The organism is Nostoc flagelliforme FACHB-838, assembly GCF_014698065.1.
GTDB lineage: Bacteria > Cyanobacteriota > Cyanobacteriia > Cyanobacteriales > Nostocaceae > Nostoc > Nostoc flagelliforme_B.
Window position 1 is genome coordinate 112,061 of sequence record NZ_JACJSI010000008.1, and the last position, 12,892, is coordinate 124,952.

Sequence of the window (12,892 nt, forward strand, 5' to 3'; positions counted from 1 at the left end):
AAAACTGTATATAGTTGTGCCATTTTTAAGGAATAGTAAATAATGCAAACTCAATCAATAATTACACTAGATAAAGCAGTCAAACCCTTTAACCACAAACTCACTTCACCTTTAACGAAAAAAGGAATCACTGTTTTACAAATTAATCTAGGTAAGCGTTGTAACCTTGCTTGTACACACTGTCATGTGGAAGCCGGGCCAAAACGTACAGAAGAACTTTCTCCTGAAATTTGCGAACAATTGATTTCGCTAATCCATAAATTTCCCGAAATTAAAATATTGGATTTAACTGGTGGCGCACCAGAAATGAATTATGGATTTAAGCCATTGGTGGAAGCAGCAACAGCAACTGGTAAACAAGTGATTGTCCGGTCTAATTTGACCATTTATTTTGAAGATGGATTTGGCGATATACCAGAATATTTTGCTAAACACCAAGTAAGAGTTGTGGCTTCCCTACCCTGTTACTTAGCAGATAATGTTGATAAGATGCGCGGTACTGGTGTTTTTGATAGTTCAGTCAAAGCTTTGCAGTGGCTTAACCAACTCGGCTATGGTAAAGACAAAAATTTAATTTTGGACTTGGTTTTTAATCCGCAATTACCCACCGATGAAAAATTTTCTCTAGCTCCAGAACAGAGTAACTTAGAACAACATTACAAAATGTTCTTACAAGAACATTTTGATATTGTATTTAATAACCTCTTTACCATTACTAACCTCCCAGTTGGTAGAACTAAAATGCATTTAGAACGGAAAAAACTGTACGCCAGCTATTTGCAGTTTTTAGAATTGCATTTTAATCTCAACACAGTTGAACATTTAATGTGCCGTGATGAACTTTCAATTGACTATCTAGGCAATGTATATGATTGTGACTTTAACCAAATGATGAATTTACCTGCTAAAACTCGCAATGGTGAAACTTTAACAGTTGGCAAATTGTTAGAAGCTGGTAGTTTAAATCTGATTAATGAGATACAAACTGCTGCTTATTGTTATGGTTGTACTGCTGGGTGTGGTTCTAGTTGTGGTGGCGCTTTGCTGTGAAAGAGGCAGGAGGGAACCCACGTTTTTAAACAACAGGTCTTCGCGAAACTCACTTTAAGCGTTGATATAGCTTGCTGACCCTTACCCAGCAAGCTAGAAGAATCCTATCAAAATAATTTTATGTACTAATTTTTTAGGATAGCTTTAATTCTACTAATACAATATCTGCTGCAACACTTCCATTAACTCGATAACGCATTAATTGATAAAAGAATATTTTCAAAAATAGAGTCGGGTTTTTGATTATTTATTGAAGTAATCTCAATTTAGATACTGTTTGATGTTTTCCAAATTTAAATAAACTAAAATTGTTTGTTGATCTTGCCATAACAGAATTTGCCGGTGGCATATAAAATTTTATCTCACAGCCTAGTTGCTCTGCTAGTTATTCATAAGATTTTTTACTCCAACGTAGCAGATGATGTGGTGGATAATTTAATATATCAAACCAGTCTGATTCAACCGACATAGGTGAATAAGGAGTGCTGATGAATATACTACCCATCGGTTTAATAACAGAAAGCATTGATGCAATAAATTGCTTTGGTTGGCTAATATGTTCTAAGCAATGAAAAGACAATACATAGTCAAAGCTTTGATTAGGGAATTTATTGTAAAAACTCTCAATTGTTTCACAGTAAACTTCAAATCCTCTTGCCTGACATTGCTGAATAGATTCTGGAGTTGTATCCAAACTAACTATACGAGTATTTGAAATTTTGTTGGCAATTTCAAGAAAATTACCTCCTCCGCAGCCCACATCTAAGATAGAAATCGAATTTTCTCTTTCTCGCTTATTTATTTCCTCGAATTACAGCAAGCCATTCCCATCTAGATTCTGGATAATAACCTGGTCTAGTAGTAACCCATTGGTAAAATGACTCGCTACCTGCTTCTAAAGGGAAAGCATATTCAAGCGAACAATTTTTACATTGCTTTATTTTATAATCTATTATTTCAATTTTTTCTGGAGGTTTTTCCGCAAAATAATCTTCTAATTCGGTTATAATATTTTTTTGAGATAATGAACGAATATGGATGCCTTTATGACTACAAACAGGGCATTGATTTGAAACATTTTTAATCATAATTACAAATTACTATTATTTCCCCTGCCATAGTCGACGCAACGACCGAAAAATATTTACAAATTTTTCTTCTAGCCAGAGCATAACATAATCAAGCCATTCCAGAAGTTGCTCTAAGGGGTGCTTTTCATAACCCGTTGTAGTTGCTTTGGTTTCTATCCAATCTGGTTGTGCCTCAACTTGACTGCTTTGGTGAAACTGCTGTTTCAACATTTCCCCTTTACGACTCTCGCTTTTAGTTTGGGAAATGCTAGTTCGGGTTTGTTTTGCAGAGGCGACTTGTCTAGATGTTTTTTGACTTGAGGCAAGATTACTATTTGGTTGTTTTCTTCGCACTAAACTAGATTCGACTTTAGGTTGTTTTACACTCAAATTCAGTGGTGAAAAATGCCCTACTGATAAACTTGAGGCTAAAGCAGGATTTTTCCTTCGAGAAACTGTAACTGGCTTATTAACTAAAGTTTCGGTGTCACCAAATAAATGATTCCACGTTAGCCAAGGCTCATCTCTTAAATCCTGGTTCTCCAACTGAGGGCTTTTGGACAAAACTTTTCTCAGGCGTGATGAGAATAGTTTACTTGGCAATCGTTCATCACTAATTGTTGGCTCAAGTGTTTTTCTACTACCAACACCAAAAAAGTAATTAAGCGCCGCCTCAATCAAAGCGTGAATATTTGTATGAGTTTCCAAACTATCAGCAGTAGCTGCAATTTCTCCATTAGAGGCTAATTGCTCTTTGCCATAAAGAAATATTTTTAACTGAGTTTGGGCAAGTTGGACTACTTCCTGACTACGTTCTTGGACAGGTACTAAAGCATTTGATTCTAACTTAGCAACGGCTATATCTAAAAATGCTAATAATCTATCTGTATTAAGTAAATCTTTTGGTATTTTGTCAGCTAAAACTAGAGCTTTGGCTGTATTTATATCAGTGATTTTTGCTAATAAACTGTCAATTTGTGGTAATAGCTGCGTTTCCTTTTTAGCTTCAATCAGACGCCAAGACTGCCAGTAATTAGCAACTTCATTAATAATTCGATTTTCTAATTTTACCTGCTGTTGGGGTGTTAAAATGTCTAAAATTTCATTATCAGCAGTAACAAGTACTAAACTACGGTTATTCAAATTTGTAGCAATTCCCCGTACTATTGGATGCTGCTTGAGAGCATTCTCTAAATATGAAGGATTTGGGCTTACGGCTTGATTGTTTGTAATATTTGATGATTCAGTAAGATTAGCGTTATTACCAATGAATTTTGGTCGAAAAACTCCTAAAAAAATTAAAGGTTTGAAATGTTGAGATGTTTTTGTAGGAGTGGAAGCGGTTTCATCAGATGACAGAGAATAAACTGCTTCTAGTACATTTTGAATCGGACTATCAGCATTTTGAAGAGTTTCGGGCTGAAAATCGGTATTATTTGGTTGTAACTTTAGTCTAGTTTGTGGTTCTTGAGTATGTATCGTTTTCCCAGATGATTCAGATGACTGAAACAGTAGATACACTGGGTAAAGTAATACCTCCACGCCCCACTTAGTGGCGACTTGCAAATGTCGGTAGGTGTGTTCCCACTGTTGTGTTACCCGCCGAGATTGCTGGTGGACAAAGTTAAATAGTCTGCTTTGATAACGACCAGAGGAACCAGAAGACATAGTAGTAATTTTTTAGTTCAAGTCTTGTATAAGTTGTGAGACTCGGGCCAAACAATAAAAACGACCAACACCTCATATTAGCGAATATATGACCCAGACTGTCTCTCAATCCCAGACCAAATTTATCTCACAAGCAATTGAGCAATTACGCTCTTTCTGTCAAGTTAATCTTCAGTCTACGTGGCTGTATCAGGAATCTGACCTGATTATTACTGATGTTGTAGCTGCTGATTTGTCTCATTGGCAACCTGTCGAATTGAATACTAAAGAACATATTGCTTGGACAGGCGGGAAAAAAGTGCTATGGCTTGTGCAAAAATTGGTGGTTCCTCAAGATTTACAGGGTTATCCCGTAGCTGGGTTATCTTTGCGGGTGGCACTGGTTTGGTGGGCAGATTCTGCTGAGATTTATGTGAATGGGAAGTTAGTGCTGGAGGGTGATTTATTTGATTGTTCGCCGAGAGTGCTTCTTAGCCAAGGGGTGACGCCAGGGGAAGAGTTTATTGTAGCTTTGCGGTTAGTGAGTCCGGGACATTGTGATGGTGCTTTAGTGCGATCGCTCCTAGTTTATGAGTCTACTGTTGATAATAATCCCGATCCGGGTTTTGTGGCTGATGAATTAGCTGTGGTGCAACTTTATTTGGAAAAGTTTGCGCCGGAGAGGTTGGATGTTTTGGCAGCGATGGTGGGGGAGGTTACGAACCGCAGAGGCGCAGAGGACACAGAGGAAGAGAAGGGAGAGTTAGCAAAGTCGTTTTTGTCTCTACGTCAAAATTTAATTCAATCTGATATATTACCCCCCCTTTTCAAGGGGGGTTGGGGGAATCAAAAATCTAAAATTTTCTTGTTGGGTCATGCTCACTTAGATTTAGCATGGCTATGGCCGGTAAGTGAAACTTGGAATGCGGCACAAAACACTTTTGAGTCGGTTCTAAAGTTACAAGAAGATTTTCCTGAGTTAATTTTCTGTCATTCGACTCCCGCACTTTATGCTTGGATTGAAGAACATCGCCCGGATTTATTTAAGGCAATTCAAGCACAGGTAGTTGCTGGACGTTGGGAAGTTATCGGCGGAATGTGGGTGGAACCAGAACTCAACATCATTGCTGGTGAATCAATAGTCCGTCAGCTATTGTATGGTCAGCGCTACATTCAGGAAAAATTTGGTAAGCTTTCAACTGTGGTGTGGGTTCCAGATTCTTTTGGTTTCTGTGCAACTTTACCGCAGTTTTTCGGTAATGCCGGCATTGAGTATTTTGTCACCCAGAAGTTGCGGTGGAATGATACTACTAAATTTGATTATGGGGCTTTTTGGTGGCGATCGCCCGACGGGAGCGAAGTCTTTAGTTTGATGTCTGCACCCATCGGTGAAGCTATAGACCCAGTTAAAATGGCATCCTACGCTCTTGAATGGCAAACCCAAACTGGTTTATCAGAATCCCTCTGGCTTCCCGGTGTCGGCGACCACGGCGGCGGCCCCACCCGTGATATGTTAGAAACCGCCCAACGCTGGCAAAAGTCGCCTTTCTTCCCAGACTTAGAATTTACAACAGCTGAAAAGTATTTACAGCAAATCAGTAAAGGAGGCAGGAGGCAGGAGGCAGAAAGCAGGAGTTATTATTCTCCCCCTGCTTCCCCTGCTTCCCCTGCCTCCCCTGCCTCCCCTGCCTCCCCTACCTCCCCTGCTTCCCCTGCCTCCCCTGCCTCCCCTGCCTCCCCTGCCTCCCCTACCTTCCCTGCTCCCTCTACCTTCCCAATCTGGAATGACGAACTATACCTCGAATTCCATCGCGGTTGCTACACTACCCACGCAGATCAAAAACGCTGGAATCGTCGTTGTGAAAATTTATTGTATGAAGCTGAACTATTTGCTACTTTGGCAACTGTAAGCTGTGGTCTAACATATCCTAAAGCAGAAATCGAAGCAGCTTGGAAGCAGGTGTTATTTCAACAGTTTCATGATATTTTGCCTGGTTCTTCAATTACCCAAGTTTACACAGATGCTTTACCCGAATGGCAGCAAGTGGAACAAGTAGGAACGAAGATATTACAAGAATCACTTTTAGCGATCGCATCTCACATTACCCTATCAGAACCACCAAAACCCGATAGTTTGCCTATTTTCGTGTTCAATTCTCTCAATTGGCAGCGTTCTGAGGTAGTCTCTGTAGTCTTACCCACAGCAGAAAAATGGCAGGTTTACGATACTTCTGGAAAGGAGGTTGTCTCCCAATTATCTGAACCATCAACGCTACTATTTCTCGCCACTGAAATTCCACCCGTAGGCTACCGCATATTTTGGCTTTCTCCCTCATCTCCCACCCTGCGGGAAGCTAAAGCTACATCCCCCTTATCCTCTCCACTCCTGCCAGACTGGATTTTAGAAAATGAATTCTTGCGAGTTATCATTGACCCTGATACTGGAGATTTATCAAGTATTTTTGATAAAACTTCTCAGCGAGAAGTTTTGAGTGGCACAGGGAACCAATTACAAGCTTTTAAAGATAGCGGTCAATATTGGGATGCTTGGAATATTGACCCCAATTATGCCCAACATCCTTTACCCTCAACAAATCTTCAATCTATTCAGTGGTTAGAACAAGGCCCAGTGCAAAGCCGTGTGCGCGTGGTGCGTCAGTTGGGTGAATCGGAATTTTGCCAAGACTATATTCTACAAGCTGGTTTACCTTTGCTGAACATAGCTACTACCGTTAATTGGCAAGAAAATCATGTATTGGTAAAAGCTGCTTTTCCTCTGAATGTCGAAGCAGACTTTGCTACTTATGAAATTCCCTGTGGCGCGATTCGCCGCTCAACTAAACCACAAACCACCCCTATAGAACAAGCAAAATGGGAAGTCCCTGCTTTGCGTTGGGCTGATTTGACAGGAGAAACACAGGAAGGTATTTACGGTGTTAGTTTGCTGAATGATTGTAAATACGGTTACGACAGCAAATCAAATCAACTTCGCCTGACACTGCTACGCAGTTCTAATTGGCCAGACTCAGAGGCTGATAGAGGTTTTCACCAGTTCACATATACCTTGTATCCTCATGCTGGTAGCTGGGAATCAGCACATACAGTACGGCGCGGCTATGAATTGAATATACCGTTGCAAGTGATATTGAATCCTGGTAATGAAAACCCACCCGAAAATCCTCCCCTCTCTGCTGGTAAAGAGGGGTTGGGGGTGAGCTTTCTAGATTTATCAGCTGAAAATTTAATCTTGATGGCCTTCAAGCCATTAGAGGATAATCCACAGCAGTTAATTCTGCGATGTTATGAATGTCACGGAGAAACAGCCGAGTTATCTTGGCAAAGCGATTTAGGGTTGAATTTAGGAGATACAGTAGATTTGTTAGAACGTTCCTCGACTACAGAATTCTCATCTGGGCAACAAAACTTGACGATACAGCCTTGGAAAATCGCCAGTTTCAAGGTAATCCCAGCGATTAATCCCAGGCTGGAGTAATCAACTAGTGCTATGTCAGTGGTCAGTTGTGGTTTTCCACAGACCATTGACAAATGACTAATGACAAATGATTAATGACTCTTTTAGTCTTCATGGTCATCATACGGATCGTTCAATTCCTTGCTAGGAGGGCCAAAGGAGGTATAAATCGAGATTCCGGTGATGGCAACCACCACGGCAGCCATAGAAATGCTAAGAACTATTGCGGGTTCCATAATTGAGAGATAGATGATGAGTGCTATTCTTATAGAATATTACAGAAGATTAAAAAAAGCTTTGGCAAGTAATCTTAGGTGAACTATGGCGCAAAGGACTAGGTTGGGAGATATCCTGAAACCACTTAACTCTGAATATGGGAAAGTGGCTCCAGGTTGGGGTACTACCCCTGTGATGGCTGTTTTTATTTTGCTATTTTTTGTATTTCTGCTAATTATTCTGCAACTTTACAATAGAACACTGTTGGTTGAGGATGTAGTAGTCGATTGGCGGAGTTTAGGACGTTAACGGATACACAGCTATCAAGTTTGGATAACAAGTTAAGTTACACCCGGTTCTCCCGGGTTTTTTTATGAGTTGCGATTTGCGATTAGACTAACTATATATGTGAGTTTCTGTAGTGGTTCTATAGTTTACAGGAGACAAAAAATGAATATATTTGGTATCGGTTTGCCGGAAATGGCTGTAATTATGGTAGTAGCACTGTTAATCTTTGGGCCAAAGAAGCTGCCAGAAATTGGTCGCAGTGTGGGCAAAACAATTCGTAGTTTCCAAGAAGCTTCTAAAGACTTTCAAAACGAGTTTCAAAAAGAAGCAGAACAGTTAGAAGAAGTTGTAAAGACTACTGCCGAATTGGAACCTAAGCAAATCTACCCTGCTAAATCTGAGCAGGACACTGCTAGTTCTTCCCAACCTAGCTAATTGGTCTGTCAAGTTGAACTTCATGGGTAAGCAAGTTCGTAGTAAGGACTTTAGTCCTTATTTTCTAAGCATTCTAGTGCTTACCCAACAGAAAGTTAGTCGCTCATGGGGGAAACCCCCAGACGCTCTCTACGAGAAGCTACACGAAGGAAGAAGACCGCGCTAACTCACTTAATGACAAAGTACTAAAATAGTGCGGCATATCAATTGACTCTAGGCAAAATGACAGAAGCTGTTAAGCAACCAGCTTTGGTGATTCCCCAGCTAATTGTCGGGTTGGGGAATCCAGAAAGCAAGTATGACCAAACACGCCATAATATCGGCTTTGCGGCTTTAGAAACTCTTTCGCGTTCTTGGCGCATTTCCTTAGCAGAAAACCGTAAGTTTCAGGGTGAGTATGGCGAGGGTATGGCCCCAGGTGGAGGTAAAATTCGTTTGCTAAAGCCGTTAACTTATATGAATCGCTCAGGACAGTCAATACAAGCGGTAACAAGTTGGTATAAATTGCCGCCTGAGTCAGTGCTGGTGATTTATGACGATATGGATTTGCCTTTGGGAAAAACTCGTCTGCGCTTATCTGGTTCGGCTGGTGGACATAACGGCATGAAAAGCGCGATCGCACATCTTAGTACCCAAAACTTTCCCCGTTTGCGAATCGGTATTGGTAAACCCAAAGGTACAGCTAATAACGATGATTCTGATACTATCTCTCATGTGCTAGGACGATTTTCTGCTGCTGAAAATCAGCAAATGTCTCTTGTACTTCAGTTCGTGGTTGAGTGTATTGAACTAAGCCTCAAACAGGGAGTAGAAAAGGCGATGAATGTTTGTAATAGCCGCACCATTAATAATTCTGAGTCTTAGGGTTGGATGAATACTGCCCTATCAGCTAGAAGAAAGGAAGCTAACCGATGTTTAAAGGCGCTTATTTTGGTTGATGAGTAGCGATTTTAGCTTGCTCTATCCAACCAACATAAAGCCCTTAACGCAGCCTGGGCAAGGGAAAGTGACTCATCTATACCCTAATTAGGGGTGCGGCAGACTTTGCTTAATTTTTGTAAGAATAATGGCGATGTCTACGACGAGCTACGCCTACGCACTGTTGCCTGTTTTAGGTTACAACCTCAAACAACGCCAGTACCAAACAGGTTTATTTAAAATGTCGTTTGCGTCTAGCTGCCACTGCCTTTGGTAGCAAAAAGTTTTAGATCCCCCTAAATCCACGCCAGTTGCTCATGGGGGAAACCCCCATCGCTTTTAGCGTCTCCCCTTGGGAGAAGACCGCACTTGCTCCCCTTAAAAAGGGGGACTTTGACTCCGGTTTCCCCCTTTTTTAAGGGGGGTTAGGGGGGATCTAAAAGTGCCTAAAGTCACAGCAAAACACTTTTCAAACAAGCTCTAATTAGTCGGATAAAAAGACCTCTCCCGGTTTTACTACACAAAACCTGTGTTTCTCCGAATTAAAGAGGCACAGTCTTGAACTAAAGTTCAAGAGAGCGAGAGGTTAATTCAACTCACGTTAACTAAAAGTTAATGTAAGTTTTCCAATGCATTCTCATATCGTTTTCCCAAATCTGTGCAACATGATGAATTGGCTGTAGGGACGGACACCTATGTATTTTTTCATTAAAATCAAAATAAATTTGACCTTATATTAATCTAGCCTACGTTAATACACTGAATTCAACTCCAGGCTAGCTGAAGATGCCAATACAAGTAATGTTGATTACATAAAGTAGTCCTTGCCAGCCTTTGATCGAGGTGCTTTAATAGCGATCGCATTCCGCAAAACAGTCTTATATGTACAAGCTACTGGTGTTCATCAACTTACAGACTTAAAACATTAAACTCAAAGATATGACAAGCTAGAAGCATATCTTTGACACTAAATTCTCCCAAAAGCTGAATAGGAGCATACATGGAGCCAATTATTGCTATAGTTTTAGCCCTTATAGGTTATGCCTTAGGTTCTGCAAAACTGATTAATCAAGGAAATGAAGCCCTAGTCGAACGATTAGGGCGGTATCATCGGAAACTTAAGCCGGGGCTGAACTTTATTGTTCCCTTGGTAGATCAGGTTGTGATGGAAGATACTACACGAGAGCAGTTTACAGACATCAAACCTCAAAATGTGATCACCCAAGATAATATTTACGTAGAAGTGGATGCTATTGTATACTGGCGCATTATAGACATTGTGAGAAGCTTTTACGAAATTGAGGATCTGCAAGGAGCATTGACACAAATAACCACAACCACGCTCCGGGAAATCATTGCCCAGAATACCCTAGAGCAGACTAACGTCTCTAGAGCAGAGATGGACTCAGCCATCTTAGACCAATTGAATAATGTAACGGCAGATTGGGGAGTTGAGATTCTCCGGTTAGATATTCAGAGAATTACTCTACCTGAAAGTGTACGAAGGTCTAGAGAAGAGGAGCAAGCCGCAGTAATCAAAAAACGGGCGCTAATTACTGAAGCAGAAGGGGAAAAGGAAGCTGCCATTAAGAAAGCAGAAGGAACTATGGCTTCAGTGCAAATCATTTCTCAAGCTCTACGTTCCAATCCTGACAGTAGGGACATTCTCCGGTATCTTGTAGCTCAAGATTACGTGGATGCTAGCCAAAAACTTGGTGAGAGCAATAATGCCAAAATTGTCTTTGTAGACCCAGCCAACTCAAGTGAAATGTTTCAGGAGTTGATTGCCGAGTCAGTAACTCAAGAAAGCAACGGCAGGAAATCTGAAAACGGCGATAGTTAAGAGTCAAACTGCACAGCTTGTCTTAGTAGCGCATCGGCTACTAACGAAACATCGCGCATTTCTTGAACATCGTGAACTCGGAGGATATCAGCGCCATTAAAAATAGCAGCGCAACAAGCTGCTGCCGTTCCCCAAACTCGTGCCTTGGGATCTGGTTGATTTAAAATCCGACCAATAAAACTTTTACGAGATGCTCCTACCAAAATAGGACAATTGAGTGCTGCGAGCGATCGCAAATGGCGAAAAATTTCTAAGTTTTGCTCATAGTTCTTAGCAAAGCCAATACCAGGATCAATAATAATTTTATTCTGGTCAATGCCCGCAGCAGTTGCTACCCCAATTTGCCGAGCCAAAAAACTATAAATCTCAGCGAGCAAATCTTGATAATCAGTGTGTTGTTGCATTGTCTGTGGTGTTCCCCGAATATGCATTAAAATCATCGGTACACCTAACTCTGCTACTGTTGGCAACATTTCTAAGTCAAAAGTGCCACCAGAAATATCATTAATAATATCCGCTCCAGCTTCTACAGATGCCCTGGCTACAGCAGCGCGAGTTGTATCTACAGAAATCGGGACTGAAATTTCTGGTCTTAACACCTGTAACACCGATAGCACCCGGTCAAGTTCCTCCGCCAGAGTTATTTGCTTTGCCCCTGGTCGAGTTGATTGACCACCCACATCAATAATGTCAGCACCAGCAGTTACCAGTGCTTGCGCCTGTACTAAAGCAGCAGAGGTAGTGTTAAATTCACCCCCATCACTAAAGCTATCAGGTGTTACATTCAAAATGCCCATCAAATAAGTCTGCTGTCCCCACTCGAAACAGCGTTCTCGAATCATCAAGTTGCTTGGCATATATCTACATTAGTTATGTAATATGATGTCCGCCAAATTACCCATAATAAGCAGTAGACTTCTTGCATAATTCGGGAAAAGGGGAAAAGGTTCTGTATTGTCCCCTTCCCCTTTAACCTTTACCCTTTTACCCATATAAGGCGGCATCTCCCCTGTAGGCATTCCCATGCTCTGCATGGGAACGAGAAGAAGGCACATCACACTGGCTTAAAATTCACAATCCGAGCGAAACTCTCAGCTTCTAAACTTGCCCCTCCTACTAAAACACCATCAATTTCTGGTTGAGCCATGATTTCATCAATATTATTCGGCTTGACTGAGCCGCCATATTGAATTGATACATTCGGATTAGTCAACTGGCTACGAATTAAGCCAATTATTCGATTCGCCTCCGCTACTTCACAGGTATCACCAGTACCAATCGCCCAAATTGGCTCGTAGGCAATCACCAAATTATTTTGATCGATATCTACCAAGCCTTTGTCGAGTTGGAGAGCAATCAGTGATTCAGTCTCTCCTGCATCACGTTGTTGTTTAGTTTCGCCAACACAGAGAATTGGGGTCAAACCAAACCTTTGAGCAGTTCGGAGGCGCAGATTAACGGTGGCATCCGTTTCACCAAAGTATTGCCGTCGTTCGCTATGACCGACAATCACAAAGCGCACACCACTTTCTGTCAGCATTGGGCCAGAAATCTCACCCGTATAGGCTCCATATTCTTCCCAATGAATATTTTGCGCCCCCAGTTGGATGAGGCTACCGTGCAAAGTCTTAGACAAAACGCTTAAATCAGTGAAGGGAGGGCACAATACCACTTCTCGGTTTTCGGGCGTTTCCTCTAGGTTAGGCAGAAACCCTCGGAGAAACTCTTGGGTTTCTGCCTGGGTTTTGTACATTTTCCAGTTGCCGGCAATAACGATTTTCCGCACAGGTAATTTAGTCAAGATCCTAACGCGTTATTTAGATGCATTTTTCAGTTTATGACTTTTTGTTAGTTATTAGTCTACGAGTTGGGTATTGGGTATGGGGCATCGGGTAAAAATTATTCTTCCCTTTCCCCTCTGCTGGGTCTGCCTCATCTCGCTAAAGCCTTGCA

General features: G+C 41.3%; 12 protein-coding genes. 6 read left to right on the top strand and 6 right to left on the bottom strand.

Annotation, left to right across the window (positions count from 1 at the left end; translation table 11 throughout):
• The first annotated feature begins 42 nt into the window (after nucleotides 1–42).
• The gene (arsS, locus tag H6G97_RS06675) at nucleotides 43–1,050 is read left to right on the top strand and encodes an arsenosugar biosynthesis radical SAM (seleno)protein ArsS (RefSeq protein WP_190939887.1); all 1,008 of its coding nucleotides are present in this window, start codon (nucleotides 43–45) and stop codon (nucleotides 1,048–1,050) included.
• 385 nt (nucleotides 1,051–1,435) lie between these two features.
• On the opposite strand, the gene H6G97_RS06680 is transcribed toward arsS, so the two are convergent.
• The 3 genes from H6G97_RS06680 to H6G97_RS06690 are packed head-to-tail and all read right to left on the bottom strand — an operon-like array spanning nucleotide 1,436 to nucleotide 3,788.
• Complete coding sequence (locus H6G97_RS06680; RefSeq protein ID WP_338421604.1) at nucleotides 1,436–1,852, bottom strand: class I SAM-dependent methyltransferase; 417 nt, start codon at nucleotides 1,850–1,852, stop codon at nucleotides 1,436–1,438.
• On the bottom strand, nucleotides 1,845–2,138 hold the full coding sequence (locus tag H6G97_RS06685) for a hypothetical protein (protein WP_190939889.1): 294 nt from the start codon (nucleotides 2,136–2,138) through the stop codon (nucleotides 1,845–1,847). The genes H6G97_RS06680 and H6G97_RS06685 overlap by 8 nt, the downstream gene beginning before the upstream one ends.
• Nucleotides 2,139–2,153: 15 nt before the next feature.
• Nucleotides 2,154–3,788: a hypothetical protein gene (locus tag H6G97_RS06690; protein ID WP_190939890.1), complete on the bottom strand. Its 1,635-nt coding sequence runs from the start codon at nucleotides 3,786–3,788 to the stop codon at nucleotides 2,154–2,156.
• An 88-nt stretch (nucleotides 3,789–3,876) separates the two neighbouring features.
• Between H6G97_RS06690 and H6G97_RS06695 the strand changes: the two genes are divergently transcribed.
• The gene (locus H6G97_RS06695; RefSeq protein WP_190939891.1) at nucleotides 3,877–7,260 is read left to right on the top strand and encodes an alpha-mannosidase; all 3,384 of its coding nucleotides are present in this window, start codon (nucleotides 3,877–3,879) and stop codon (nucleotides 7,258–7,260) included.
• A gap of 83 nt (nucleotides 7,261–7,343) precedes the next feature.
• On the opposite strand, the gene psbN is transcribed toward H6G97_RS06695, so the two are convergent.
• Nucleotides 7,344–7,475 (bottom strand): photosystem II reaction center protein PsbN, encoded by a 132-nt coding sequence (psbN, locus tag H6G97_RS06700; RefSeq protein WP_190939892.1) that lies wholly within the window; start codon nucleotides 7,473–7,475, stop codon nucleotides 7,344–7,346.
• A gap of 85 nt (nucleotides 7,476–7,560) precedes the next feature.
• Between psbN and psbH the strand changes: the two genes are divergently transcribed.
• From psbH to H6G97_RS06720, 4 genes are all read left to right on the top strand, one after another.
• Nucleotides 7,561–7,764 (top strand): photosystem II reaction center phosphoprotein PsbH, encoded by a 204-nt coding sequence (gene psbH, locus H6G97_RS06705; protein WP_109011888.1) that lies wholly within the window; start codon nucleotides 7,561–7,563, stop codon nucleotides 7,762–7,764.
• Between the two features lie 141 nt (nucleotides 7,765–7,905).
• Complete coding sequence (locus H6G97_RS06710; protein WP_100901199.1) at nucleotides 7,906–8,178, top strand: TatA/E family twin arginine-targeting protein translocase; 273 nt, start codon at nucleotides 7,906–7,908, stop codon at nucleotides 8,176–8,178.
• 222 nt (nucleotides 8,179–8,400) lie between these two features.
• Nucleotides 8,401–9,042, top strand: coding sequence for an aminoacyl-tRNA hydrolase (pth, locus tag H6G97_RS06715; RefSeq protein ID WP_190939893.1), 642 nt, complete (start codon nucleotides 8,401–8,403; stop codon nucleotides 9,040–9,042).
• 1,054 nt (nucleotides 9,043–10,096) lie between these two features.
• On the top strand, nucleotides 10,097–10,939 hold the full coding sequence (locus tag H6G97_RS06720; protein ID WP_190939894.1) for an SPFH domain-containing protein: 843 nt from the start codon (nucleotides 10,097–10,099) through the stop codon (nucleotides 10,937–10,939).
• On the opposite strand, the gene folP is transcribed toward H6G97_RS06720, so the two are convergent.
• A complete protein-coding gene (folP, locus tag H6G97_RS06725; protein WP_190939895.1) occupies nucleotides 10,936–11,796 on the bottom strand; it encodes a dihydropteroate synthase in 861 nt (286 codons plus the stop codon). The genes H6G97_RS06720 and folP overlap by 4 nt on opposite strands.
• A gap of 197 nt (nucleotides 11,797–11,993) precedes the next feature.
• The gene (gene tpiA / locus H6G97_RS06730) at nucleotides 11,994–12,725 is read right to left on the bottom strand and encodes a triose-phosphate isomerase (RefSeq protein ID WP_190939930.1); all 732 of its coding nucleotides are present in this window, start codon (nucleotides 12,723–12,725) and stop codon (nucleotides 11,994–11,996) included.
• Between the last annotated feature and the right edge of the window lie 167 nt (nucleotides 12,726–12,892).

Coding starts and splice junctions, on each gene's coding strand:
- H6G97_RS06710 (WP_100901199.1), top strand. CDS start 7,906: ATGAATATATTTGGTATCGGTTTGCCGGAAATGGCTGTAATTATGGTA.
- H6G97_RS06685 (WP_190939889.1), bottom strand. CDS start 2,138: ATGATTAAAAATGTTTCAAATCAATGCCCTGTTTGTAGTCATAAAGGC.
- H6G97_RS06695 (WP_190939891.1), top strand. CDS start 3,877: ATGACCCAGACTGTCTCTCAATCCCAGACCAAATTTATCTCACAAGCA.
- H6G97_RS06690 (WP_190939890.1), bottom strand. CDS start 3,788: ATGTCTTCTGGTTCCTCTGGTCGTTATCAAAGCAGACTATTTAACTTT.
- psbH (WP_109011888.1), top strand. CDS start 7,561: ATGGCGCAAAGGACTAGGTTGGGAGATATCCTGAAACCACTTAACTCT.
- folP (WP_190939895.1), bottom strand. CDS start 11,796: ATGCCAAGCAACTTGATGATTCGAGAACGCTGTTTCGAGTGGGGACAG.
- H6G97_RS06720 (WP_190939894.1), top strand. CDS start 10,097: ATGGAGCCAATTATTGCTATAGTTTTAGCCCTTATAGGTTATGCCTTA.
- pth (WP_190939893.1), top strand. CDS start 8,401: ATGACAGAAGCTGTTAAGCAACCAGCTTTGGTGATTCCCCAGCTAATT.
- arsS (WP_190939887.1), top strand. CDS start 43: ATGCAAACTCAATCAATAATTACACTAGATAAAGCAGTCAAACCCTTT.
- psbN (WP_190939892.1), bottom strand. CDS start 7,475: ATGGAACCCGCAATAGTTCTTAGCATTTCTATGGCTGCCGTGGTGGTT.